We start from the raw sequence: 25,584 nt of genomic DNA, 5'->3' as shown, positions 1-25,584 counted from the left end.
TAACTAAATTTTACTATCTATATAAAACATGATATAATAAAGTAAAATACACTTTTAAGAGGTTATATATGAAAAAAGATAGAACTATTCTCCATTACGATATGGACTCGTATTATGCTTCAATTGAAATAAGAGACAATCCTAAATTACTTAATAAACCTTTAGTGGTTGGAGGAAGTATAGTAACTACTGCTAGCTATGAAGCCAGAAAATTTGGTATCCACTCTGCTATGAAAGTTTCTGATGCAAAAAAACTTTGTCCTTCTCTTTTGGTTGTTCCTGCAAATAAAGAGAAATACAGCGAAATATCAAGAAAAATCCAAAGCCTTGTTCTTCGCCTAACTCCTAAAATAGAATTTATAGCTTTAGATGAAGGATATATAGATATATCCGATATCATAGATTTATATCCATCTAAAGAATTTTTTGCTAAAAAGTTCAGAGAAAGAATTAAATATCATACTGGACTTACTTGTTCTGTTGGAATAGGCTTTAACAAACTTAGTGCAAAAATGGCCAGTAATATAAACAAACCTCATGGACAATATATATTTCTTTCCCCTTTAGATTTTACTAAATATATTTCAGATAAAAATATTGGAATAATTCCTGGTGTTGGCAGAAAACTTTCTTCTCTATTGGCAAAAGATTCAATATTAAAAGTAAAAGATATTTATCCATATTCCCTATCCTCTCTTTGTACTTCATATGGAAAATCTCGTGGTGAACTTTTGTATTCTTTTTCCAGAGGGATAGACTACAGAGAAGTTGAATATAAAAAACCCACCCATTCCATAGGAAATGAAAATACTTTTAAATATCCTTTAAATACTGATTTAGAAATTAGAAGAGAGTTTGATGATCTTTTTGAACATTCATACAAACGTCTTATAAAAGATGATTTTATAACTAAAACAATTATATTAAAAGTTCGTTTTTCCTCCAATGAAACTATTACTAGGTCAAAGACTTTAGAAATACCCACTGATTCTCATGAAAAATTAAAAAAAATTTCAGATGATCTTTTAGAAAATATTAATTTAACAGATAATATCAGACTTTTAGGAATTTCTTTTGGAAATTTAATAAAAAAATCTGTCAGACAACTAGCTTTTTTCTAATAAAACAGGGTATAATAAAAGTGACTAATAAAATATTCTTATGGAGGTCTTATGAATATTAACTTTAAATTGGGCAGTACTACAGGAAAAGCTGGTATTTTAAGCATAGAATGTCAAAAATTAAATATTCCTTGTGTGATGGTTGTTTTTAGAAATGTACTTAATTATCCCAATTCTGTTCAAATCTTTAAATTGAAGTCTAAACCTAAAAATGAAGCTTCTGAAGTTAAAGCTGTAGAAGAAATATGTAAAGTTGCTGATAAATATGCTATAACTTTAGTTATGAAATTAGCACTTAGAAATAGAAAACACCTCATAGAAACTTTTTCTAAATTTGGTTTTAAAACAAAAAAATCATGGTTGGGAAATTGTCCAGAATTAATAAGAGAATATATTCCTTTAGATTAAATTTTTTGTTTCATAAACAAAAAATTTTACTCATTTTTCTTTATATATATATTTTTTTAAATTATTTTTATTCAAAAGCTATCTATAAACCTTTGCTTAATTTATAATTTGAAATAAAAGGTTGCATTTTAGGACAATTTATAGTTATAATTAGTTAAACTTATTTGAGGTGATTAAAAATGTTTAGGAGTCTTATAGTTTTTGCTTTAACATTTTTACTTGTTATTTTTGGTTTAGAATATATAATGCCTCCTTTTGGAATGATAATGTATCTTAACCCAATAGAAATAGTTGGATCTATTGCTTATTCTATAGCTTATGTAACAGGAATGCATGTAAAGCTCTCAATATTTTTAGCTATAGTTTCTATCTCTATTTTTCCTTTAATTATGGTAATAATAGTTAATAGAATTTGTAAAAAAAAGAAAAAAAGAAGATTTTAATTGTTTTTCCGCCTTTCATTATTATGAAAGGTTATTTTTTTATATAAAAAGAAACTGTTATAAATTAAAATAGCTTATTTTTTTCTGATGCTTAAAAATAAATATCAAAATAAAAATTATTAAAATCTATAAAATGATTTCTATATTCTTATAGAAAAAAAGAGACTATAGAAATTAGTAAAATAAATTACTAATTTGTAATAGTCTCCTTAAAATTTATTATAGTATATGTATTGAATTAACATCTAGTGAGAAATCAAGTTCAGAATCTAAAGCATAGGTTTTTTTACCTTTTGGATTACTCACTGATATTTCTACCTTTAAATCTTCAAACATTACTTCATATTCATGATAAGCTCCCATAAACATACTTTTTGTTACTCTGCCTTTAAAATCATCCTTAGATATAATGATACTTTCAGGTCTTGCTACTATTTTTATCTCATCTCCTACATTGTGATCCACTTTCTGTGGTACTTCATATCTAACTCCATATACATCTATTGTACATTTATTATCAGTTTTATATACTAACTTTCCAGTAAATATATTTGCTCTTCCAATAAAGTTAGCAACAAACTCATTCACAGGATTTTGATATATTTCAATAGGTGAGCCTGCCTGCTGTATTCTTCCTTCTTTCATTATTATTACTTTATCTGCAAGCCCCATAGCTTCTGCCTGATCATGTGTTACATAAATTGAAGTTATCCCTACCTGCAATTGAATCTTTCTAATTTCATCCCTCATGTGTATTCTGAGTTTTGCATCAAGATTAGATAAAGGTTCATCAAATAAAAGAACTCCAGGTTCCATTACTAATGCTCTGGCAAGAGAAACTCTCTGCTGCTGTCCTCCAGACATTTGTGAAGGCACTCTTTCAGCAAAATCTTCCATGTTCATCATCTTTAATATTCTGTGAACTCTTTCATCTACTTCACTTTTTGGCAACTTTTGAAGCTTTAATCCATATGCAATATTATCATATACATTCATATGGGGAAATAAAGCATAATTCTGGAAAACCATTGCTGTATCTCTTTTATCTGGAGTGATTCTTTCTACATTTTCATCTCCAATATAAATATGCCCATCAGTAGGAACTTCAAATCCTGCCAGCATTCTTAATATAGTTGTCTTTCCACATCCGCTTGGACCTAAAAGGCATACAAACTCTCCAGCTTTTATATCAAGATTAAGATCTGCCACTGCATGAACTTTTCTATTATCTCCTGTTAAAAATATTTTATTTATATTTTCAAATTTTACTCTTTTAGCTCCCATAACCCTCTCCTTACTATTCTGAAATACTATCTATTCCCATTTTTTTCAATATGTATGTCATTATTCCTATTACGAAAAATACTATGATGATAAGTATAGTACAATAAGCTGAGGCTACTCCTATCTTACCAACATCTATCTGATTCATGATAGCAACTGTTAATAGATTATACTTAGCAGAAACTAAGAAGATAATCGTGCTTACCAAGGTCATACTTCTAACAAATGCATAAACTAATCCACTGAAAAAAGCAGGTTTTATCATTGGAAGTGTTACTGAAGTAAATACCTTTTTACTATTTGCTCCTAATACAGTAGCAGCTTCTTCAATTGATGGATCTATCTGTTGAAGAGCAGCTATTCCTGATCTTATTCCTATTGGCATATTTCTCATTATAAATGCTATTATCAAAATAGTTGCTGTCCCTGTAAGAACCAAAGGTTTAGTATTATATGTTATAATATATCCTAATCCTACAATTGTTCCTGGTATAGCAATAGCCATCATAGTAATAAATTCAATAAATCCTTTTCCTAAAAATTTTTTTCTCACTATGAGAAAGGCTATTATCATAGCTAATATACCTGTAATAGGTGTAGATATTATAGATAGGAATGTTGTATCCCATATTGGTTTCATTCCCAAAGCAAACACATATTTATAATGCTCTAGGGAAAAATCATACTTCACTCCCCACAGTTTTACAAAAGAACCTATAGGTATCATTATATACATAAGAAATACACAAAAAGTAAGAAATGCCATAATAATAAAAATTGGCATTGTTATATTCTTTTCACTGATTTTCTCTCTTTCTCTCGAAACTTTCCCTGTAACTGTAACATAGGATTTTTTACTGATATAGTATTTCTGTGTTACAAAAATAGATACAGACATAAGTATTAAAACAACTGCAAGAGCTGTGGCACTTCCCATATCGTAATTTCCTATTCCCTGAAGATATATCTGAACTGCTACTGTTGTAAAATTCCCTCCAATTACCATTGGATTTCCAAAGTCAGCTATTGCTTGTATAAATATTACAAGAATAGCATTTGCCAATCCAGGTATCATTAAAGGAAATGTTATAGTTCTGAAAACATCCCATCTTGAAGCTCCTAAATCTCTTGAAGCTTCCTCAACAGAAGGATCTATTTTTTGCAGTAGTCCTACCAGCATCAAATATGCAACTGGAAAAAATGTTAATACCTGTACTAAAACCAGTCCATGAAATCCATATATTTCAGCATTTCTTATTCCTAGTAAATTTCTAGTAATAAAACCTCTTCTCCCTAATAAAAGTATAGCTGACAATGCTATAACAAATGGAGGAGACACTATTGGAAGTATAGCAATAGAATTGAAAAACTTTCTAAAAGGAATTTTCACATAAGTCATTCCATATGCAAAAAAGAATCCAATAGCTGTAGATATTACAGAAGTTACTACTCCTAATTTTAAAGTATTCAATATTATAATAAAATTTTCCTGCATTGCTTTTATATTCTTATAATGAATCAATGAAAATTCACCTTTATATGTAAAACTTTCTTTCAAAATATTATACATAGGAAAAAGAATAAACATTATAAGAATAACTAAAATAAATACTATTGTTGAAAATAATATCGGATCATTAAATACTTTCTTCATATTTTTTAATTCAGTATTAATTTTAAGCTGTAAATTCGACATATGATTCCACCTTTGTTATTTTGTAGGTGCTGTTGTTTTTGTTGCAGTACTGAATTTATCAAGTAAATCTTTTCTATTTTTTCCAGCCCACTCAAAATTATAATCTATTAGTTTTGTTCCAGCAATTTCTTTTACATCTTCTGGAGCATTTGCAGTTTGGTTAGTCAAAAATTGGAATGATCCTACAGTTTGTCCTAATTCTTGTGCTTTTTTAGAAAGTGCCCAGTCTACAAACTTTTTAGCTGATGCTTGATCTGGTCCATTTTTAAGAATTGCAACTCCACCTATTTCAAACCCTGTTCCTTCTTCTGGAGCAGAAATTATAATATCTTCATAACCTTCTTTTCTATATTTTATAGCGTCATGAAGAAATGTAATTCCTATAGCTGTTTCTCCTAATCCTACCATTCTTCCAGGTGCAGTTCCTGATTTAGTGTATTGTCTTACCTGCTCATTTAATTTCTGCATATAAGCCATGCCATCTTTTTCACCTTTCAATTGAATAATAGTTGCAAGCATTGTAAAAGCAGTCCCTGATGATCCTGGATGAGCAGTAACTATTTCCCCTTTATATTCAGGTTTTAAAAGATCAGCCCAAGATTTAGGCATTTCAGCTCCTATTTCTTCTAATACTTCTTTATTTCCCACAAATCCAAGATATCCTACATATATTCCTGTCCATATTCCGTTTGGGTCTTTAAATTTAGCAGGAATGTCTTTTGCTACTGGTGATATATATGGTTCAATAAGTTTTTCCTCATTAGCTGCAACAAAAGCATCTATTGGTCCTCCAAACCATACAGAAGCTGTCATATTGTCTTTTTCTGCCCTTATTCTAGCTAATGTTTCCCCACTGCTCATTCTTACAAATTCAGTTTTAATTCTTGTTTCTTTTTCAAATTCCTTTACTGCTGCTATTGCATGGTCTTCCATCAATCCAGCATAAATAAGAAGATGCCCTGTTTCTTTTTCTCCTGCTGCAAAAATCGTTGTTAAAGAGAGTAAAAATGTAACTGCTATTGCTGATAATTTCTTCATAAATTAAACCTCCTCAATGATTTTTAGACTGTCTCCAGTTTATTTTTACTTAATTTTTTCTGCTGATATAGAACAGAAATAAATTAAAATTTGTTTTGAATTGATTTTTTTATATTTTCAATTTATCTAGAAGCTTTCCTTTAAAATAATTTCTTTCTATTTTTCTTTTGCTCTCTCTACTAATAATCTAAATATTCCTAAAAACTCACTATATCTATTTACAAGATTTTCTGGATGCCATTGTATTCCCAATACAAATCTTTCGTCCATATCTACAGTTTCAAATGCTTCTACAATACCTTCGCAAGAAAAAGCAGTTGCTTTCAATCCCTTCCCTAATTTTTTTACTGCTTGATGATGGAAAGAATTCACATATATTTTTTCATCCTCAAAAATGTCGTGAAGAATACTTTCTTTTTTTATATTTACACTATGAAACAATTCATCTCTATTTATATGAGATGGATGATGCCCCATAGCAGATTGTACCTGAGTATCTATATCTTGATAAAGAGTTCCATCAAAAGCCACATTTATTAATTGGTGTCCTCTGCATATTCCTAATACTGGTATTTTTCTTTTAACTGCTTCTTCCAATAACTCCAATTCCATTACATCTCTTTTAGTATCTATTCCAGGAATTTGAAGTCCTGGATCTTCTCCATAAAATCTAGGAGCTACATCTGTTCCTCCACTGAATATTATCCCATCCAAACGATAATCCTCTAAATATTCCTTTGCTATCCCTTCAGGAACTATTGGGATAAAAATTGGAAGTCCTCCTGCTGCAAGCACTGCTTCTGCATACCCATAATTTATAGAGTTATATTCACCTTTTTCTCTCATCTCTCTAAAGGTAGTTATTCCTATTATTGGTTTCAATTAATTTTCCTCCTCAACATCTCTTTGTTTTATAATATTCTACTATATAATATACTCTCTAGTGAAAGTTTTTACAATACACAATTATAAAATTATCTCAAATTATATTTATATATATAATTCAAATTTAAAATATTTAATATTATTTCTGTAAAAACAAACAAATTTTTCTAAACTTTTTAAAATTTCATTAATATAGTTCATTAATCATAATAGAATTATTTTTCTATATAAAAAATAAATTGCTTGTATATTCTCATAATATTATATTTTTTATTTTTCCAAGTTAAAAATTGTATTTCGTCAAATAATATTCTTTAAGATGTGATATTTCACTACATATCTTTTTATCTACACTTGAATGGAAAAATTCTATCAAATATGCTATAATTAGAATGTTAGGAAAGAATAAAGAATTATTAAAGTTTGAATTTGCGACTATTGAATAGTAACAATTGATGTTTTTAAATTGAGTACCTCCTATACAATAACCTTATAATATTCAAATTGAATAGTAACAATTGATGTTTTTAAATTTTGTAATATTAAGAGTAATATTATAATGAATATCCATTGAATAGTAACAATTGATGTTTTTAAATTTGTTTACTAAAGAATAAATCATTATAATAAGGTTTATTGAATAGTAACAATTGATGTTTTTAAATATTAGCTTTTTATATTCTTGTTTACTAAATAACATTATTGAATAGTAACAATTGATGTTTTTAAATTTAATATATATAGATAAAATTATTAGATGATATATAATTGAATAGTAACAATTGATGTTTTTAAATTTTGAAGAGGTAGAAAAAATAATAGATGATTATCTAATTGAATAGTAACAATTGATGTTTTTAAATCTCCATAGCTTGCAAAGTTTTTTTACTAACAATTAATTGAATAGTAACAATTGATGTTTTTAAATCGAAAACTGGTGGGTAGAAAATACAGCAGATGAAAAATTGAATAGTAACAATTGATGTTTTTAAATAATCAAGTCTAAATTAAGTACTGTAGAAAAAGCATATTGAATAGTAACAATTGATGTTTTTAAATAACTGAATTTGACTCAGAAAAGTATATGAGAAATTTATTGAATAGTAACAATTGATGTTTTTAAATATGCTACTGCTGTTCAAAATAGATTAGATGACGTTTGATTGAATAGTAACAATTGATGTTTTTAAATATAATAATTATTTCTTCATCTGTCATCTATACTCATTGAATAGTAACAATTGATGTTTTTAAATGGAGGAAAGGCAGAAACAGAAATAGTTATAGCTAATTGAATAGTAACAATTGATGTTTTTAAATTCTGTATTGTAGCATATTGTCCCCAGAAAAACAAATATTGAATAGTAACAATTGATGTTTTTAAATATATTTCAACCTGGAAGTAGCACAAATCCAAAAGAATTGAATAGTAACTTTGAAATTTTTAAGTTTGCTTTCCTAAATTTAATTTAAACTATAATTCTGTAAATATTGATTTCTTTATTATAACTTAATAAAATTATATTATCCTTTCTAAATCTCTTGTATTTAATCTTTCAAAAAGTTATAATATATTCACAGCAATCTATTATCAAAGGAGGAATTATTATGACTTTATTAAAAAAATTTAAAGATAAAAAAGTTCATATAATCTTAAATACAACAGATAAAATTAGCTTTGATGGAAAAATAATTGATGAATTCGATAATTTTATTGAAATCATTACTGATTATTCTCAGTATGTCAACCATCAACAGCACATTTTAAATAAAAATCTTATTCTGCAAATTTATGAATATAAAGAAGAATATTAATTTAAAGGCGATTTATTCGCCTTTTTATATTACTTTAAAAAATGATAAAATTTTCTATAAAATTTATAGATACAATATCAAACATATCTCCTCATTTGTGCCCTAATGTAAGCAAAAAAATTGTTGAAATGTTAGAAGAAGTATGATATTATTTTTTATGCAGCTTTCATTTGAAAACATTGAAAATACTGCAAGAAATATTTTTAAGTGCACCTCATATTATAAAGCTAGTTAAATTAATAAAAACAAATAAATTGCTCATATATCCCTGTAATATGGTCAGGAGTCTCTACGGGTTGCCAGTTAACAAGCCACTATGAGTGAATTTAATAATCCTTCTTCAGCAATATTATAGGATTATTTTCTTTCACGTTATAGTTTTTGAGAAAGGATGTAATTCTTTTTTATTTTCCTGTTCTTCTTTCCTATTCCAAAAATATATGAAGTAAAATCTTGGAGGTAAATAAAAAAATGAGAAACACATCACCATATGATCTTGATGGTATCCCAGTTCTAAGAGAAGCAATTCCTCTTGGTCTTCAACACATTCTTGCTATGTTTGTAAGCAATATCACTCCATTAATTATTGTAGCTGGAGCTATGAAAATGCCAAGTGAAACTAAAACTTTTCTTATTCAATGTACTATGTTGGTTGCTGGAGTTAATACTTTAATTCAGGCATATCGTATTGGACCTATAGGAGCTAGACTTCCTATTGTTGTTGGTACAAGTTTTGCTTTTGTTCCTGTTGCATTGTCTATTGGAAGTAAATATGGATATGAAGGTATCCTTGGGGCTGCCTTAGTAGGAGCTATATTTGAGATATTTATTGGTGCTATTATAAAGAAGATAAGAAGATATTTTCCACCAGTAGTAACTGGAGTAATAGTTTTATCTATTGGACTTTCACTTTTGCCAGTTGGAGTAAGCAATTTTGCTGGTGGTGTTGGATCTCCTGATTTTGGTTCTTTTCCAAATCTTTTTATAGGTATGGTAGTTCTTATAACTGTTATATTTTTTAAACAATTTACTAAAGGTATTACAAGTACAGGATCTATATTTGTAGGTACAGTTGTTGGATTCATTGTTGCTTTCTTTATGGGAAAAGTTGATCTTACTCCTGTAAAAAATGCTGCTTTTATGAGTTTTCCAAGACCATTTACTTATGGACTTTCTTTCCATGCAGATGCATGCTTAGCTATGATAATGATGTTTATAGTTTCCGCTGTTGAAACAGTTGGAGATATGTCTGGAGTTACAATGGGAGGAGCTAACAGAGAAGTTACTGATAAAGAACTTTCTGGTGGTATTTTAGCTGATGGATTTGGAAGTGCACTTGCTTCTGTATTCTCTGTTCTGCCTACTACATCTTTCAGTCAAAATACTGGTATAGTTGCAATGACTGGTATTATGAGCAGATTTGTTGTTGGTACTGGTGCTGCTTTCTTAGTTGCTGGAGCTTTCTTTCCAAAAATAGGAGCTGTTCTTTCAATAGTTCCTGCTAGTGTTCTTGGTGGAAGTTTAGTAATGATTTTTGCTATGATTTCTATAAGTGGTATCAATCTTATTACCAAAGAACCTCTTGTGGGCAGAAATGCAGTTATTTTATCTGTATCTTTAGGTTTAGGTTATGGACTTGGAAGTGTTCCTGCTGCTCTTAAATATTTCCCTGAAAGTATTCAGCTTATATTTGGTGGTTCTGGAATAGTTGTTTCTGGTTCTATTGCTGTTCTTCTTAATATCATTCTGCCTTTAGATGAGAAAATAAAAAAAACATTAAAGGCTGAAAAAGTTTCTCAATAAAAACAAATAAACTACCACACAGCAGAGCAGGTATATAAGCTGTCTTCTTTTGAAGATTTCTTATTGATACTCTGCTGTCTTTTTGTGGTATAATATAAATATTATAATAATACAGGAGGTAAATTTTGTTTAGTTTTTCTAAATATTTTCCTGCTCAAAGTTTGCAGGAAGCCTATGACGAACTTTTGAAAAACAAAAAAAATATTATACTTGGAGGAACTTCTTATCTTAGAATGGAGAATACTTCATATAATACTGCAATAGATCTTTCTTCTCTTTCTCTTGATTACATAAGAGAAGAAGAAAAATATATACATATTGGAGCTATGGTTTCATTCAGAGAAATAGAAACTAATCTTATTATTTTAAATTTATTTAATGGAATACTTTCAAAATCTGTAAATAATATAATTGGTGTTCAATTTAGAAATAATGTTACAGTTGGAGCTACTGTTTTTTCTAAATATGGTTTTTCTGACCTTATACCTGCACTTTTATCTCTTGATACTACTGTTGTTCTTTTTAATGGTGGAGAAATATCTTTAGAAGAATATTTATCAAAAGAAGGTAAAACAAGAGATATTCTTATTGAAATTAAAATAAAAAAAGCTGCTGGAAGAGGAACTTTTAAAAGTATAAGAAAAAGTAAAACTGATTATGCTATAACAAATACAGCTGTTACAAATGAAAATGGAAATTTCAGAATTGCTATTGGTGTCAGACCTGGAAAAGCTAAGTTAGCTTATAAAGCAATGGAAATATTAAATAATTCTGATGATATTACTGATGAAGTTATTGATAAAGCATGCAGCTTTATAACTGAAGAAATTACTTTTGGTTCTAATATGAGAGGAAGCAGTGAATATAGAGCTGCAATATCTAAAGTTATGACTAAGAGAGCTATAAAGGAGGTATTACTATAATGCTTTTGACATTAACTGTAAATGGATTGAAAAGAGAATTATTGATTTCAGAGGATGAATACCTTCTAGATACATTAAGAAAAGCTGGATATTTAAGTGTAAAAAGAGGATGTGATACTGGGTCTTGCGGACTTTGTACTGTTCTTGTTGAGGATAAGCCTGTTCTTTCATGCAGTACATTATCTGCCAGAATGAACAATAAAAAAGTAACTACCATTGAAGGATGTCAGGAAGAAGCTATAAAATTTGCTAATTTTATGGCTGATGAAGGAGCAGAGCAATGTGGTTACTGTGCTCCCGGATTTACTTTAACAGTTCTTGCTATGATGAAGGAATACAAAAATCCAACAGATGAAGAAATACTTCATTATCTAAATGGAAACCTATGCAGATGCAGTGGATATGTTTCACAGCTCAGAGCAATAAAAAACTTTATGGAGGCTGAAAAATCTAATGAAAATAGTAAATAAATCTATAAAAAAAATAGATAGTATTGGAATAATAACAGGAAGACCTCTATATACAGATGATTTAGTTATAAACAATAATTCTCTTAGTGTAAAACTTTTAAGATCACCTCATGCTTATGCTAAAATAATTGAGATAGATACAAGTATTGCTAAAAAAGTCCCTGGGGTAGAAGCTGTTTATACATACCATGATGTTCCCAAAACTATGTTTACTCTTGCTGGACAGTCTTATCCTGAACCATCTCCATATGACAGAAAAATATTATCTGAATATGTTAGATATGTAGGAGATCCTGTTGCAATTATTGCTGCTGTTGATGAAAAAACTGCTGAAAAAGCGATGAAGCTTATAAAAATAAAATATGAAGTTCTTGAAGCTGTCATTGATTATGAAAAAGCTTTAGATTCAGATATTTTAGTTCATCTTGAAGATATCCATATAAACTTTCCAATAGGATTTGATAATAAAAGAAATCTAGCATCTTCATATCTTGAAACTAAAGGTGATGTAGATAAAGGATTTGAAGAAAGTGATGTCATCATAGAAAAAACTTATTACACTCAACCTCAAATACATGCTATGATGGAAACTTATAGAACTGCATGTTATCTAGATGCACATGGAAGACTTAATGTAATTTCATCTACTCAAATTCCTTTTCATGTAAGAAGACATTTGGCTAGAGCTCTTGAAATGCCAAGTAGCAGAATAAGAGTTATTAAACCTAAAATAGGTGGTGGTTTCGGAGGAAAGCAAACTTCTGTTTGTGAAATATATCCAGCCTTTGTTACTATGAAAACCGGAAAACCTTCTAAAATAATTTATTCAAGAAAAGAAACACAAGCATATTCAAATACAAGACATGCTATGAGATTAAAAGTTAAAATTGGTTCTGATAAAGAAGGAAATATAAAGGCTATTGATATAAATGTTTTATCTAATACTGGAGCTTATGGAGAACATGCTCCAACAGTTACTTCTCTTGTAGTTTATAAAACTTTCCCTTTATATGCCAAAGTTCCTATGAGATGTAAGGCTGACATAGTTTATTCTAATACTATGGTTGGAGCTGCATTCAGAGGGTATGGAGCTACTCAGGGAACTTTTGCTGTAGAGTCTGCTGTCAATGAACTTGCTCATAAACTTGGAATTGACCCAACAGAAATAAGAATGAAAAATCTTGTAAATCAATCTGAAAAAGTTAGTGGGGACATTAAAAAATGTATTTCTATTGGAAAAGAAGCTTTTGACTGGAAAAACAGAACTGTTAAAGATATGGAAAATGGTAAAGTGAGAGCCAGCGGAATGGCTGTTACAATGCAGGGATCAGGTATTGCTAATGTAGACACTGCTTCTGCATCTTTAAAGCTTCATGATAGTGGAGATTATACCCTTTATTTAGGAGTTACTGATATGGGGCAGGGATGTGATACTGTTCTAGCTCAGATGGCTTCTGAAATACTTGAAGTTCCTGTAGAAAAAATTATAGTAAATACTGCTGATACTGATACTTCTCCATATGATCCAGGTGCCTATGCTTCAAGTGGTACTTATGTTACAGGAAATGCTGTAATTCTAGCTGCTGAAAAAATGAAAAAAGAAATTATTGAAATAGCTTCTAAATTAATGAAAACTCCTGCTGAAGAATTAGAATATCTTGGAGAAGCAGTGCAAGACCAAAATGGTAATAAACTTTCTTTGAGAGATATTGGTGAAAGAGCTGTATCTTTTGAGGGAAAAAATCAAATTATTACAACTGCAACTTGGGGTGGAGAAACTTCCCCACCTCCATTTATTGCTAGTTTTGCTGAAGTAGAAGTTGATACTCTTACTGGACATACTGAGGTTATAGATTTCCTTTCTGTAGTAGACTGTGGTACTCCTATCAATCCTGCCTTGGCTCAGGTACAGGTAGAAGGAGGAATTGCTCAGGGTATTGGTCTTGCTCTTTATGAAGATATTCAGTTTGATGAAAATGGTAAAGTAAAGCATGATACTCTTATGCAGTATAAAATACCTTCTAGAAAAGATTTAGGAAATATAAATGTTATATTCAGTTATTCAAATGAACCTACTGGACCATTTGGAGCTAAATCTATTGGTGAAGTGGTTATTAATACAGCCTCTCCAGCTATTGCAGATGCTATCTACAATGCAACAAATGCTAGAGTAAGAAGCCTTCCAATTACAAGTGAAAAATTATTCTGGGAAATTCATGCAAAGTAATTAAAAGTTTGTTAGTTTTTAAATATATTTAAATATTTTAGATTTGAGTAATTTTTTCTAATATTTATTTTCATATAGTATCCATTTGTTATATTTAAATACAAATATAACATTTGCAATTTCATTTTGTAGTTTTGTATATACTGCACTGTATTTCAACAACTACAAATCAATTATATCAAAATAATTTTTATTTTTAAAAATAGTCTTTTGACTTTTTAGGGGCTGTTACAAACTTAAAATAGCTCAATTGACAAAAAGCTGACTTGAAGTTTTCTTTCTTGTCAGCTTTTTCTTTTAAAACAGAAAAGGTATAAAATACTAAAAATTTTTTCAAATTTCTAATATAAATACCCATGCAAAAACCAATTAATAATAACATATTTTTTATATTTTATTACTTTTATTTTTAATCCCACCATAAAAATAATTCTTTATTCATTTTAATAGATTCTTTTAAACTTTCTATACTTCCTACTCCTTGATCTACTATGTCTGGACAAAATTCATATACTTCCTTAGAAAATTCATCTAAATTTTGAGGTAATTTATTGAGTTTTATTAATACCCAATCTCTACTGCATCCAATTATATCTATCTCATATTTTTTATCCCATTCTGAAACTTTTTCAATTATATCTTCTGTTTCTAATCCATAATTAATTCCATCTGTTCTTCTATATTTTAAAATATCAAATTTATCCTTTCCCTTTATAACAGCAACATGTTTTTCAGGATAATTAGTCTCAAATAAAAAAACTCTATAGCTATTTTTCTCCAATTTTCCTTTTATTTTTACATAACTATCATTGTATTTTTCAAAATAAATTCCATCATAATACTTATCTTTTTGTACATCTCCAGTTTCTTGATCAATTGCTGGCAGCTGTTTAAAATCACTTTTTATCAGAGATTTTACCTCCATTATAAGCTCTTTATCAAAACCTATCTCATTTAATATTTTTTCTTCAGAACTTGATAAATTATTCTTTTTTATACAGCTACATAATAAAATTAAGCATATCCCCAAAACAACTATCTTTTTCATCTAATTCCTCCACACAATTATATTAATATTTTTATACAAATAAAAATATTACAATTTATTTTAGCTATAATTTTTTTAATAAAGTAATTAAAATATTAAAATCAACTAGATAATATAGTTCTTTATAATAATATTTATTGAATAATTAATAAATCAAACTTATATTTTTAGTTTTATGAAATAGAAATTTCTTTAGTCTTTTTTCAAAAATTCATTACTAATACCTTCACTAACCATAATGAGTTTATTGCCTTTGATTTCATAAGTTGCTTTTTCTTCTTTTTTATCATCAGAATTTTTTGAATAAATTATGCCATTTTTAATCCTATAGGTATTAGTTATAATATATTGCATATCTCCCTCTCCAGTTGTATAAATTATCTCACCTTTATCTGTAAATTCAATGGTAAGTTGTTCTATTCTTTCTCCATTCATTGAATCAATTAAATATCCATTCCATGTACCAATAAGTTTTTCATCAATAGTTTTTGTATTTCCCATACAGCCAGTAAACAAAATAAATATAATCAGTAAACTTCCTAATTTCATTCTTACCCCCTCATATTATATATGTTGATAAAATTTTTCTCAAAATCCATCTTAAACTTCAAATAAAATAAAGTTTAAGCTTCATATTTTATTACCCTAAATGTTATTAAAAATTATTTATTTAATAAAAATTTAATTTCTTCTTCTCCATTAATTCTTTTTTCTATTTGAAAAATCATCTTCCTATTCTTAATATATATTTGAGTAATATCAGAACATAGAATGCCATCAGAATCCGGATATGGTTCATATCCTTGTAAAATTATTGGTTCTTTTATTTTCATAGCATTTAAATCAAATAGATAATAGTTATTATCATAGGCATTAGTAAGAATAAGAGTATTATCATCAAATAAATGAATTTCTCCCATACTCCAATCTTTTTCTGGATATTGAAAAGTAGCAATAACAGTCATAGATGGATAATTACATTTATAAATAATTTGACTATAAAAATCTACCAAAAGTGCTTGATTACCATTTTTTATAGGGAAAAGAAAAGTCATATCATCAGGCAGCTCATTATTAATAATTAATTTACCATTTTCTAGTGAAACAAAATAATCTTTTGCACCATCTTGACCTGCTGCAAATGTGATAACCATAATATTTGACTCTGACAATGGAGTAAAGATAAAATTACTTTGATATAATTCATCTTTCATTGAAAGAGAAGTTATTATATTTCCATAATAATCTATTATAAGTATAGTAATATTCTCGTTATCATTACGATTGACAACCCAAAGATAATTATTTCTTTCATCAAAATAGGCACAACAAATAGCTTGGTCTATATGAAAAAGTATTTTTCCTATAAATTTATATAAAATTAAACCATTTTTCTCACTATACTTACAAAAAAGTCTTCTTTTTATTTCTATTTGAAATTTATCCTTTGCTTTATTGGTAAAATTAAAATCATTCAAATCCATAATTTTAACAAGTTGAAAATTTATATTGTATAAATATACTTTTCCTTTTTTTCTATTGAATAAATAAAAAGTATATTGTTCATCATGATTTTCTATTTGATTAATATTAAGTATAGAATAGTTAGATATTAACATAGTTAGTCCTTTCACATATTTTTTCTATTGAGAGCTGCTGTTTTCTTAACTGATTTATTCTTTTAATATGCTTAATAATTATTTTAAAATAGCTCAGTAAATTCAAATATCATTGATTTTACTTTATTTCCTTTGCTTTTCCTCATTATAGCATATTTATTTCTAAATAAAAAATAGTGGTCTTTTTCTTAGTATATAAATTTTATTTTTATTAATTTATTTTTGTCTTATTAAATAATCCATATTCTTCTTAAATTTTATTTTTTATATACTTATATAAAATCTTATTTTTTCTCTATTATTCTAAAAATTTTAACTGTATATTTTATTTACTTTCATAATTATAAACTTATATATAAAACAAATGCAGTATTCTATCTTTTTTTATGAATTATAAATATAAGTTCAACATATAATAAAAAACAACCTGCCTAAAAATAAAGGCAGGTTGAAGGAGATTAGTTAGAGATTACTTTTTCAAACTTTATTTAACAATTCTTTATAGTTTCAATACCTTGTGCATAAGAGATAGACTTCTGATAAAGCATAGCTAATATAGAAATTTGTGAGTTTTTATAATAAAAAGAATTTTTTATATTATCCCAATATAAAACAGTTCCTCTTGATAATTCAATAGAAGATTTAATTATGTGATAATCACCAATATAATCCTGAATCAAATAAAACTCTCCAGGTGGTTTCGAATTAATAACTACAGCTTTTAATTTCATAGAATTCCTCTCCTTAAGTATTAACTATTGACAATAAAGTTCTTAATTTATTATTATACCAAGGAATAAAAATTCCTTTAAAATTTAATATATTTTTAAATATTATTTATAAATATAGAAGAAAAAATATTTTTTAAAACTTTAAATACAAAATATGAAAGATTCCTAGAAGATGAAAAACATAATTTAATCTCTTCTTTTATTGTAAATATAGATTTTCTATACACTTACACTTTTGAAGTCTTATGAAATCAATTTTAATTTTTTAATTTTAACTTTATTTTTTAAAATTTTTTTATTCTAAGATAGCATTTTTTGTTAAAATAAGTTATACTTTATAAGTATTTCATCAAAATTCAGGAGGTACTTGTGTTAAAAAGATTAGATATCTTTGTATTTTGGACAATTATTATTATTGTTCCATTTGTATTAATAATTACTGTGATTGGTGCTCTTTTAGGTTGTAGAATTCGTCCAGAAATAGTATTACCTCTAACTTATAGTTTTTATATTATTATATTGTTTCGTTTTTTTAATGATAATTATTTTAAGTTAAAATATTTTTTAGGTTACGTGTTTTCCAGTTTTATAATTGACAGAATTTTAGGTATTTTTGTTAAAAAAATTTCTTTTTCTCTTTTTTCTTCTTATATATTTTCTTATATTATCATAGTAGTAGGAATGGCTCTACTACATTCTTTCCTATTTCAATTATTCAAAGAAATATCTTATAAAAGAAATATCAAAAGTTTATAAAATACAATATATAATTAAATGTTTAAAATACATATAGTTATAAAAACTTCACTTAATATAAACAATTTTCTATTTTATGAAAAGATTATTTTATTAAAAAAGGAAAATAAAATTATTAGAGAATAAATATAATATAATCTTTCCCCAAGATGTTTTAATATATATAGTAAAAAAGGAGCTTGTAAGTAAAAGCTCCTTTTTTTATTTTAAAATTCATATATTTTCATATTTATCACTATATTATTTTAATATATCTTCAATCAGATGATTTAATACTATTCTTAATTTATTTTTTATTTTAATCTCTGACATCATTTTACATTTTTTATAAAAAATTAAAAAAATCCAAACTTAGTAAACTTTTACTATAAAAAAAGCTATAAAAGAATTCTATTTTTTTATAAATTGCTTAGAAATTTGATAACCTATATAAAAAAATTCTTCTCTTATAAGAAAAGTTAGTTTTTTATTTATACTGATATAGCGTGTAGTTGGGGTTGGTGAACTAAAAGCTTTTAATTCATAATCTTTTGCCATTAACATTGAACGTTTCATATGTAGTGGATCACTAACAATTATTGCTGTTTGGTATAAGTTTTTATCCATTATTAATTTAGCATTTTTTAAATTTTCTTGAGTTATTGTAGACTTTTCTTCAATAAATATATCTTTTGCTGGAATACCGCATTTTATTGCATATTGTTTTGCAATAAAAGCATCTGAATATTTACTTTTTTCTCCTATCCCACCTGTAAAAATTAATTTTTTTACATAATTATTTTTATACAACCAAATCCCATGATTTAAACGTTCCTTAAAAACAAGAGATACTTCATTATTATAAGTACTTGCTCCAAGAACTATAACAACATCAGCCTGTTGTTTTTCATCAATATCTTTGTATTTCCAGATATTTAAACCTGTTAATATTAAATAACTTAAAAAAATTCCCATTCCAAATGTAATAAATTTAACATTAATTTTTCTTTTTCTTAGAATACTCATCTATTCCTCCATAAACAATTCATATAATAATAGTATTTCTAGTAATAGTTCTTTTATAACTTTAATTTCTTATAATTTAAATTATTATATCATAATAAATCAATGATTTTTATATTAAAAAATTTACATATTTCTATTATTACTTTAATTTTAAATTCATATTCTTTCATTATTAGAAATAAGAATAATTTAGTGATCTGCAAACTCAAATATTTTATTTTTGAAAATATTACTTTATTGAATAAAAATTGAATTAAATAAAAAAAGAGAGTTTTAAAAGTTCTCTGAATATCTACAGAATTTCTCTTATCTCTCTTTTATATAATTTTTTTGTTTTTTAATTCTACTTATAAATTTTGTCCAGTTATTCTGTTCTTTTTTTCCATAAATAATCTCAACTTATTTTCTAATATTTATAAATATTAGATATTTCATTAAATAATAGATTAATTATATATTTGCTTAGATTATACTTTTCATATATCAAGTTATTTATCAATTGTTTTTATATGGAATATTCTTATTTAATTGCAATATAAATTTTCATATATTTTATATCTTTTTCTTCATACTCATGTTCAAAAGAAAAGTTATCATAGATATAACTATTAATATTTATATACTGAAATAGTGATTTAAATGCATCTGAAATCAAATGAAATGGATTACTCATAGGATTTTCAATAATAATGGTAACATAGTGTTGAGCTTCTCTTTTTTCAATTACAAGTTGTTTATCCTCAACTTTAATATCAGCTGGCAATACTAAAGCAGCAGTATAACCATGCATGTGATAAACATTAATTTGTTCATTTGACACAAATGGAAAATCCCAACCTATTATTTTAGGGTTAACAATATTCAATTTATCAGCCAACATATTAATTTTATTGATTGCATCCTCTTCTGGATTAGCAGATATAACTGTATATTTGATATAGCAAAATGAACCAAGAGATTCTAATTCAATATCTGAATAAGCAGCATTTGTTATTTTCATATCTCCAAATAATAGTTTATCAGAACTACAATTAAATAATCTGCATATCTCTTTAATTTTATTTAATTCTGGCTTACCTTGACCAAGTTCTCATTTAGAAACTGTTTGTCTGGAAACATTTAATTGGCTTGCAAGTTCCTCTTGTGTCATATTTTTATAAATCATTCTGAGATATTGTAAATTTTTACCAAATTTCATTTTATCACCTCCCCAAGTACCATTATATTTAATTTTTCTAATATTATCAACCAATTATTAGTTGCTATTATAGGAGAATCGCACTTTAAAATTGCGACATTATAAACTTGTATTTAAACTCATTTCTTTTAATTAGGTATCCCTTTTGATATGGTGTTAATGTTAATTTATTTAAATTTTTTAAGATAATACTTATTTTAAATTAGTTTATTGAATATATAAGAACTACTTATCAAAAAACCATAGAATAAAATCTATGGTTTTCTTATAATAACATTTATTTTTATAAAACTAAATATTAATTAGTTTTTCTGTATGAACAACGACCATCAGCTTGTACATATGGTTCTTTGTCCTATTTTTTAAATAACTATCTCAAACAAAAACAAATATTTTAAAAAAACAGACATCAATGATTCTTTGGTATATCCATGCAACTATAAAATATAAGAGTCAATATTTTAATTATTTTTTAAAAGAATTTTTCTCTAACATTTATTTCCTCAGAAAGTAAATTAAATTTATTGAATTTATATCTCATAAAATCAGTTTTTTTATCTTCATGACTGGATATGATTATTTGTTTTTTAAAAAAAGATTGCCTTAATATTTCAATTAAAGAAGTTATATTCACATCATCCAAGGTATGAAATGGATCATCAATTAATATACTGTCTATGTTATTTTCTGTTTTACTATAAATTTTATTCATTACCATAACTAATACTACCATAAAACCTGATAATTGTCCGGAACTAAAAGTATTTATAATATCATGTTCTGTATTTATATTAGGAATAAATTTTATTCCATTTCCATTATTTTGTATAAATACACCCATTCCATTTTGGTAATCTTGTAAGATTTTACCTGTATAAATATACAATGGAACTTCCAAAATAGGAAAAATATCTTTTTGGAATTTTTCTATTCTCTCCTTATATATCTCTTTAATAATATTTAATTTTTTTTGTAATTTTTTCAATTGCAATATTTTTATAACTTCATCTGTTATCTTTTTTTGATTCTGTGAAATGATTCTATTTTTATTTTCAATATAACTTTTCTCTAAATACCTTCTCTCTTTTATTATAATTTCCTTAGTAATTTCTGGTATTTTATCAAGATATTGTATATATTTTGTATTTTTATATTCCTTTTCAAAATCTTCATTTTTCAATTTTAGAATTTTTTCTCCCAAAAAAGATTCTAAGTTTATATATTCTTCATTTATATTCTCACATTGACAAAATTCAAAAAAATTTAGAATATTTATTCTATTTTTATTTATAAAATTTATATCCTCAATTTTATAATTCATTTCATCATTAACTGTTTTAATTAATTCTTCTTCTATTTTTTTTAAGGCACATTGAACAGAATCATTTAATTCTTTTAAATGTATATCTGATGTATCTTTTTCTAACATTAATGTAATTTCACTATATGCTTCATCAATACTGTTTAACTCAGTTCCACAAAGAGGACATTGGTTTTTTAAAAATATTTCATTCGAACTTTTATAATGCTCGAAAAGAGTTCTTCTTATTTCCTTGAATTTTAATAAAACTTTTTCGTGCAAATTTAAACTTTCTTCTCTAGTAATTATAATATTAATTTTATCTTTTAATAGTCTTTCATCTTCAACAAATCTTTCAGGTATTTTCAATTCAAAAAAATTTTCTTTAGTTATAGGTTTTTGTAGAATTTTCTTTATTTCTTCAATTTCATTGTTCTTTTTTTCAGCTTCTAATAAACCTTTCTCATCTATTTTATAATTTTTTAATAATTTATTATTCAAAATTTGATTTTTATTTTCTATAAAAAATTTCAATTTTTTTTCATATTTTTTCTTAAAATTATAATTAGAAAATTTTTCTCCTAATAAAAAAAGTTCATATTCAAGTAATTTTTCTTTTAACTCTTGATATTTTTCTTTTAATTCTTCAATTTGATTTACACATAAAAACAAGCTTATTTCATTTTTACATATAAATTTTTCTATTTCATCTTCTGCGTATTCTTCAGAAAATTCTTCCAAATTTTTTTCAATTATATTTTCTTTAATCATTTTTTTTACTTCATTTTCTTTATTTTCAATTTGATTAGTAAGAGTTTCTGCATTTGATTTACCTAAAAATTTTCTTAAAAAAGTTAAGGTTCCTTTTTCAGAAGCAATTCCAATTAGCTGTGTTATAATTTCTTTTCTTTCTTCTTCGTTTTTTTCTAAGTAATAAGCATACTCTTTTTGGGAAATATAATGAAATATATTAAAGTAGTCTTCTTTAAAATTTTTTAATTCTGAAATTTCAGATATTTTTTCTATTCTTTTTAATTCTAATAATTCCAAATTTTCTAAATCTTCTTTTTTTAATTCTCCTACTCTATAAAATCTTTCTATAAATAAATCTTGCTCTTGATTTCTATTATTTTTTAGAATTTTGCATATTATTGAAAGTTTTTTTTCTGAATTCTTTAATTCTATTCCTATAATTCCTTCTTTAGTTGAATTATTTAAACAAACATGATTATTTAAATATCTATTTCCTTTAGTAATTCCTTTTATTCCACTTATTTTTCCTGATAAAACAAGTTCAATTCCATTAAATATAGTTGTTTTTCCAAAACCATTTGGCCCTCCTAAAATTATTAAATCTTTATTGTTAAATTTTATTTCTTTTTTTTCATTTTGTGATATAAATTTGAAATTATTTAAAATTATTTTATTTATTTTATAATTCATTTTACTTCACTTAACCTTAAAATTTCTGTTTTTACTTCATCTTCAGTTAGATTGTATTTTGAAAAGTTAATAATGTCAAATTTAGTATCTATTTTTATTTCTTTTATATAGTTTATTAAATTTTCATCTTCTAAAGTTTTTAGTTCATTATTCAATTCACTATGAAAATCTTCCAATAAATCACTCTCTTTAAATTCATATTCTAATATTGGAATTTTTATATAAAGTTTTATTAATAAATTGTAAAAACTTATTTCTCCATTTTTAAATTTTTCAAAATTATCAGTTTTTTTTATTTCAATTTTCATTTTTTCTATAGTATCCTTTACAGAAAAAAAATCAAAAAATTTTTTTTCTTCATCTTCAGTATAATTTAGCAAATATCTCTTAAAATACATTTTAGATTCTTCAATTTCATAAGTTAATTTTTTTATATCTTCTTGATTTTTTTTGGATATTTTTAAAAATAAAACTAATGAAAGATTTTTATCAATGGTCTCTTTATATTTTTTTTCTTTTTTTATTTCATATATCATTTCTGAATACTTCTCTATTAACATTTTTTCTATTTCAAGTTCAGATGCATAATTCAAAAAATATAGTAAATAAAAATCTGTTTTCATTTCTTCCCTACATTCATATAAATAAAATTCATCTTTTTCATAAATTTTTTCATATTTTTTTTCATTAAATATTTTATTAATTATTTCTATCATTCTCTTTACCCCACTCTTCATATGTTTCTATCTTTAGCTTTTTAGGTTCTGTATAGTCTTCAAATTTTGTTTCTTTTATTTGAAAAATATCAGCAGAATCTTTCCCTAATATATCATTTATTCTTATATATTTTGTCAAAATAACTTCTTTTTCTCTAATTAGTTCATTGAAATATTTTTCATTATTATTAAAGCTTCTTTTATAGTCTATTTCATCATCATTTATATAAATAGTTCCACATTCATTCTTTTCTTTAAGATATAAATAATTATTATAAAAGTTTAAATTTTTATGTCTGATACAATTAAATAAACTGGATATATTTTGATGTTGAATTGCTTCTATTTTGTCAGGAAAATTTAATCCTTTAACAAATTCCATTACATCTTGTATTTTATCAATTTCTTTTATTTTATGAACAACTATTGGAAGTCTACATAAAGAATTGCAATTATTTTTATCACAGTATTGTTCTTCTATAAGACTATTACACTTTTTATCAATTACTTCTATTATTTTTTCATGGTTTTTATAAGCAATATAATCTTCTGGAGCCTCTAAAGTGTCTTTTTTCAAGATATCAATAAATTTTTTAAAATTTATTTTTTTTTCTGCCATTTTGTCAATGCTTCTTTTTTCTATATTATCATTTAATATTTTTCCAAAATTCATATATTTGTGCTCTATATCGTTTACCACAATGTTTTTATTAATTCTTATATAAATTTTTTCAATAATATCTTTTATTTCAATTTCTAAACTGTTGTTTTCTTTTTTTAAAACAAATCTACTTTTATCTATAGGTGTTTCTTTATATTCTTTTAACTTTTCTTTTATGAATTCTATATTTGTATCTAGATTTTCCTCACTAGTATTCATATTAATTAATGCTAAAGGAAAACTATGCTTTTTTTTACTTAATTTAAATTCTCCATTATTATCAAAACAACTTTCTCTGTTAAAATTTAAAAGTTTATCTAATTCATCTTTAAATTCTTTATGAATAATTCCAAATGTTATTGGAATTTCATTAGTATAATGAAGAAAATATTTTCCAAATTTTTTTTCAAGACAGCTAAAAAACATATTTAATGTTGCTGCAGCATCTCTTCCTTCACCTGTTTTTACTTGATGAACTGAAATATATTTATCATTATCTATAATAGAAAAATCTTCATTTTCTTCTATTTCTAAGTAAATTTTATTATTATTTATATAATTTTCTAGCATTTCAAATTTTTTTATATTCTTCTCTTCTATTATTTTTTCTAAATAGAGTAGAGTTTCCTTCATTGCTACTTTTCCTTGATATTCATAACCATTCCAAGACTTACTGGCATCATACATATGATAAAACATAATTGCCTCCATTAAAAAAATAACTATACTTTTTTAATATCATTTTAACAATAAAAAATATTGTTGTCAAACTAAATTTATCCTTTATATTTTATATTAATTTATTTTTAATATTATTCTAAATAAAAAAATTATTCTAATATTTTTTATATTATCCTAAAATATATAATAAAATAAAAAAAGCTGAGTAACATTTAAAAAAATGTTTTACTCAGCTCTCTTTTTTGTATAATATAGTTACCACCCTAATTATACAAAGGAGACATACATGCAAATCAAACATATAATCTCTCAA

General features: G+C 25.4%; 23 protein-coding genes, 1 CRISPR repeat array and 1 riboswitch. Of the genes, 9 read left to right on the top strand and 14 right to left on the bottom strand.

Annotated features, from left to right (window positions below; all coding sequences use genetic code 11):
- Positions 1–68 precede the first annotated feature (68 nt).
- The 3 genes from dinB to E6771_RS11235 all read left to right on the top strand — a co-directional run bounded on the left by dinB (position 69) and on the right by E6771_RS11235 (position 1,972).
- On the top strand, positions 69–1,121 hold the full coding sequence (dinB, locus tag E6771_RS11245) for a DNA polymerase IV (RefSeq protein ID WP_316091418.1): 1,053 nt from the start codon (positions 69–71) through the stop codon (positions 1,119–1,121).
- Between the two features lie 51 nt (positions 1,122–1,172).
- Positions 1,173–1,529 (top strand): hypothetical protein, encoded by a 357-nt coding sequence (locus E6771_RS11240; RefSeq protein ID WP_316091417.1) that lies wholly within the window; start codon positions 1,173–1,175, stop codon positions 1,527–1,529.
- A gap of 179 nt (positions 1,530–1,708) precedes the next feature.
- Entirely contained in the window at positions 1,709–1,972 is a 264-nt protein-coding gene (locus E6771_RS11235) for a hypothetical protein (protein WP_316091416.1), read from the top strand.
- A gap of 219 nt (positions 1,973–2,191) precedes the next feature.
- On the opposite strand, the gene E6771_RS11230 is transcribed toward E6771_RS11235, so the two are convergent.
- From E6771_RS11230 to E6771_RS11215, 4 genes are all read right to left on the bottom strand, one after another.
- Positions 2,192–3,256 carry an ABC transporter ATP-binding protein gene (locus tag E6771_RS11230; RefSeq protein ID WP_316091415.1) on the bottom strand — a complete coding sequence of 355 codons (1,065 nt, stop codon included), beginning with the start codon at positions 3,254–3,256 and terminating at the stop codon, positions 2,192–2,194.
- A 13-nt stretch (positions 3,257–3,269) separates the two neighbouring features.
- Positions 3,270–4,952, bottom strand: a complete 1,683-nt coding sequence (locus E6771_RS11225; RefSeq protein WP_316091414.1) for an iron ABC transporter permease — start codon at positions 4,950–4,952, stop codon at positions 3,270–3,272.
- A gap of 15 nt (positions 4,953–4,967) precedes the next feature.
- Positions 4,968–5,990 carry an ABC transporter substrate-binding protein gene (locus E6771_RS11220; RefSeq protein ID WP_316091413.1) on the bottom strand — a complete coding sequence of 341 codons (1,023 nt, stop codon included), beginning with the start codon at positions 5,988–5,990 and terminating at the stop codon, positions 4,968–4,970.
- Between the two features lie 156 nt (positions 5,991–6,146).
- On the bottom strand, positions 6,147–6,872 hold the full coding sequence (locus E6771_RS11215) for a gamma-glutamyl-gamma-aminobutyrate hydrolase family protein (protein WP_316091412.1): 726 nt from the start codon (positions 6,870–6,872) through the stop codon (positions 6,147–6,149).
- A gap of 440 nt (positions 6,873–7,312) precedes the next feature.
- A CRISPR array of direct repeats spans positions 7,313–8,261; the repeat unit is 30 nt; unit sequence ATTGAATAGTAACAATTGATGTTTTTAAAT.
- A 222-nt stretch (positions 8,262–8,483) separates the two neighbouring features.
- Here E6771_RS11215 and E6771_RS11210 point away from each other — a divergent pair.
- The 5 genes from E6771_RS11210 (at position 8,484) to E6771_RS11190 (ending at position 14,113) form a co-directional block, all read left to right on the top strand.
- Positions 8,484–8,690, top strand: coding sequence for a hypothetical protein (locus E6771_RS11210; RefSeq protein WP_316091411.1), 207 nt, complete (start codon positions 8,484–8,486; stop codon positions 8,688–8,690).
- A 238-nt stretch (positions 8,691–8,928) separates the two neighbouring features.
- Positions 8,929–9,027, top strand: a riboswitch (purine riboswitch).
- Between the two features lie 134 nt (positions 9,028–9,161).
- Complete coding sequence (locus tag E6771_RS11205; RefSeq protein ID WP_316091410.1) at positions 9,162–10,493, top strand: nucleobase:cation symporter-2 family protein; 1,332 nt, start codon at positions 9,162–9,164, stop codon at positions 10,491–10,493.
- 125 nt (positions 10,494–10,618) lie between these two features.
- On the top strand, positions 10,619–11,416 hold the full coding sequence (locus tag E6771_RS11200) for an FAD binding domain-containing protein (RefSeq protein ID WP_316091409.1): 798 nt from the start codon (positions 10,619–10,621) through the stop codon (positions 11,414–11,416).
- Entirely contained in the window at positions 11,416–11,886 is a 471-nt protein-coding gene (locus E6771_RS11195) for a (2Fe-2S)-binding protein (protein WP_316091408.1), read from the top strand. Before E6771_RS11200 ends, E6771_RS11195 begins: the two co-directional genes overlap by 1 nt.
- Positions 11,870–14,113, top strand: coding sequence for a xanthine dehydrogenase family protein molybdopterin-binding subunit (locus E6771_RS11190; RefSeq protein WP_316091407.1), 2,244 nt, complete (start codon positions 11,870–11,872; stop codon positions 14,111–14,113). Before E6771_RS11195 ends, E6771_RS11190 begins: the two co-directional genes overlap by 17 nt.
- 409 nt (positions 14,114–14,522) lie before the next feature.
- Here E6771_RS11190 and E6771_RS11185 read toward each other — a convergent pair whose 3' ends face one another.
- From E6771_RS11185 to E6771_RS11170, 4 genes are all read right to left on the bottom strand, one after another.
- Entirely contained in the window at positions 14,523–15,161 is a 639-nt protein-coding gene (locus E6771_RS11185; protein ID WP_316091406.1) for a DUF4253 domain-containing protein, read from the bottom strand.
- Positions 15,162–15,353: 192 nt separating this feature from the next.
- Positions 15,354–15,710 carry a hypothetical protein gene (locus E6771_RS11180; RefSeq protein WP_316091405.1) on the bottom strand — a complete coding sequence of 119 codons (357 nt, stop codon included), beginning with the start codon at positions 15,708–15,710 and terminating at the stop codon, positions 15,354–15,356.
- 113 nt (positions 15,711–15,823) lie between these two features.
- Entirely contained in the window at positions 15,824–16,795 is a 972-nt protein-coding gene (locus tag E6771_RS11175) for a hypothetical protein (protein ID WP_316091404.1), read from the bottom strand.
- A 473-nt stretch (positions 16,796–17,268) separates the two neighbouring features.
- Positions 17,269–17,511 carry a hypothetical protein gene (locus E6771_RS11170; protein ID WP_316091403.1) on the bottom strand — a complete coding sequence of 81 codons (243 nt, stop codon included), beginning with the start codon at positions 17,509–17,511 and terminating at the stop codon, positions 17,269–17,271.
- Positions 17,512–17,880: 369 nt separating this feature from the next.
- Between E6771_RS11170 and E6771_RS11165 the strand changes: the two genes are divergently transcribed.
- The gene (locus E6771_RS11165; RefSeq protein ID WP_316091402.1) at positions 17,881–18,267 is read left to right on the top strand and encodes a hypothetical protein; all 387 of its coding nucleotides are present in this window, start codon (positions 17,881–17,883) and stop codon (positions 18,265–18,267) included.
- Between the two features lie 390 nt (positions 18,268–18,657).
- Here the strand turns inward: E6771_RS11165 and E6771_RS11160 are convergent, their stop codons facing one another.
- From E6771_RS11160 to E6771_RS11135, 6 genes are all read right to left on the bottom strand, one after another.
- Positions 18,658–19,272 carry a YdcF family protein gene (locus tag E6771_RS11160; protein WP_316091401.1) on the bottom strand — a complete coding sequence of 205 codons (615 nt, stop codon included), beginning with the start codon at positions 19,270–19,272 and terminating at the stop codon, positions 18,658–18,660.
- 520 nt (positions 19,273–19,792) lie between these two features.
- Complete coding sequence (locus tag E6771_RS11155) at positions 19,793–20,272, bottom strand: hypothetical protein (RefSeq protein WP_316091400.1); 480 nt, start codon at positions 20,270–20,272, stop codon at positions 19,793–19,795.
- Positions 20,273–20,362: 90 nt separating this feature from the next.
- Positions 20,363–20,470, bottom strand: coding sequence for a helix-turn-helix transcriptional regulator (locus E6771_RS11150; protein ID WP_316091399.1), 108 nt, complete (start codon positions 20,468–20,470; stop codon positions 20,363–20,365).
- Between the two features lie 472 nt (positions 20,471–20,942).
- Complete coding sequence (locus tag E6771_RS11145) at positions 20,943–23,213, bottom strand: AAA family ATPase (RefSeq protein ID WP_316091398.1); 2,271 nt, start codon at positions 23,211–23,213, stop codon at positions 20,943–20,945.
- Positions 23,210–23,929, bottom strand: a complete 720-nt coding sequence (locus E6771_RS11140) for an ABC-three component system middle component 1 (RefSeq protein ID WP_316091397.1) — start codon at positions 23,927–23,929, stop codon at positions 23,210–23,212. Before E6771_RS11140 ends, E6771_RS11145 begins: the two co-directional genes overlap by 4 nt.
- A complete protein-coding gene (locus E6771_RS11135; RefSeq protein ID WP_316091396.1) occupies positions 23,913–25,289 on the bottom strand; it encodes an ABC-three component system protein in 1,377 nt (458 codons plus the stop codon). Before E6771_RS11135 ends, E6771_RS11140 begins: the two co-directional genes overlap by 17 nt.
- Positions 25,290–25,584 lie beyond the last annotated feature (295 nt).

Source organism: Fusobacterium sp. (genome assembly GCF_032477075.1).
Lineage (GTDB): Bacteria > Fusobacteriota > Fusobacteriia > Fusobacteriales > Fusobacteriaceae > Fusobacterium_A.
Note: the sequence above shows the minus strand (reverse complement) of the source record. Positions and strands in the feature narration are given on the sequence as shown.

Bases quoted from the DNA above. Each gene is read 5' to 3' on its own strand.
- dinB (WP_316091418.1), top strand. From the start codon at position 69: ATGAAAAAAGATAGAACTATTCTCCATTACGATATGGACTCGTATTAT.
- E6771_RS11240 (WP_316091417.1), top strand. From the start codon at position 1,173: ATGAATATTAACTTTAAATTGGGCAGTACTACAGGAAAAGCTGGTATT.
- E6771_RS11235 (WP_316091416.1), top strand. From the start codon at position 1,709: ATGTTTAGGAGTCTTATAGTTTTTGCTTTAACATTTTTACTTGTTATT.
- E6771_RS11230 (WP_316091415.1), bottom strand. From the start codon at position 3,256: ATGGGAGCTAAAAGAGTAAAATTTGAAAATATAAATAAAATATTTTTA.
- E6771_RS11225 (WP_316091414.1), bottom strand. From the start codon at position 4,952: ATGTCGAATTTACAGCTTAAAATTAATACTGAATTAAAAAATATGAAG.
- E6771_RS11220 (WP_316091413.1), bottom strand. From the start codon at position 5,990: ATGAAGAAATTATCAGCAATAGCAGTTACATTTTTACTCTCTTTAACA.
- E6771_RS11210 (WP_316091411.1), top strand. From the start codon at position 8,484: ATGACTTTATTAAAAAAATTTAAAGATAAAAAAGTTCATATAATCTTA.
- E6771_RS11205 (WP_316091410.1), top strand. From the start codon at position 9,162: ATGAGAAACACATCACCATATGATCTTGATGGTATCCCAGTTCTAAGA.
- E6771_RS11195 (WP_316091408.1), top strand. From the start codon at position 11,416: ATGCTTTTGACATTAACTGTAAATGGATTGAAAAGAGAATTATTGATT.
- E6771_RS11190 (WP_316091407.1), top strand. From the start codon at position 11,870: ATGAAAATAGTAAATAAATCTATAAAAAAAATAGATAGTATTGGAATA.
- E6771_RS11185 (WP_316091406.1), bottom strand. From the start codon at position 15,161: ATGAAAAAGATAGTTGTTTTGGGGATATGCTTAATTTTATTATGTAGC.
- E6771_RS11180 (WP_316091405.1), bottom strand. From the start codon at position 15,710: ATGAAATTAGGAAGTTTACTGATTATATTTATTTTGTTTACTGGCTGT.
- E6771_RS11170 (WP_316091403.1), bottom strand. From the start codon at position 17,511: ATGAAATTAAAAGCTGTAGTTATTAATTCGAAACCACCTGGAGAGTTT.
- E6771_RS11160 (WP_316091401.1), bottom strand. From the start codon at position 19,272: ATGAGTATTCTAAGAAAAAGAAAAATTAATGTTAAATTTATTACATTT.
- E6771_RS11155 (WP_316091400.1), bottom strand. From the start codon at position 20,272: ATGAAAATAACAAATGCTGCTTATTCAGATATTGAATTAGAATCTCTT.
- E6771_RS11150 (WP_316091399.1), bottom strand. From the start codon at position 20,470: ATGAAATTTGGTAAAAATTTACAATATCTCAGAATGATTTATAAAAAT.
- E6771_RS11145 (WP_316091398.1), bottom strand. From the start codon at position 23,213: ATGAATTATAAAATAAATAAAATAATTTTAAATAATTTCAAATTTATA.
- E6771_RS11140 (WP_316091397.1), bottom strand. From the start codon at position 23,929: ATGATAGAAATAATTAATAAAATATTTAATGAAAAAAAATATGAAAAA.
- E6771_RS11135 (WP_316091396.1), bottom strand. From the start codon at position 25,289: ATGTTTTATCATATGTATGATGCCAGTAAGTCTTGGAATGGTTATGAA.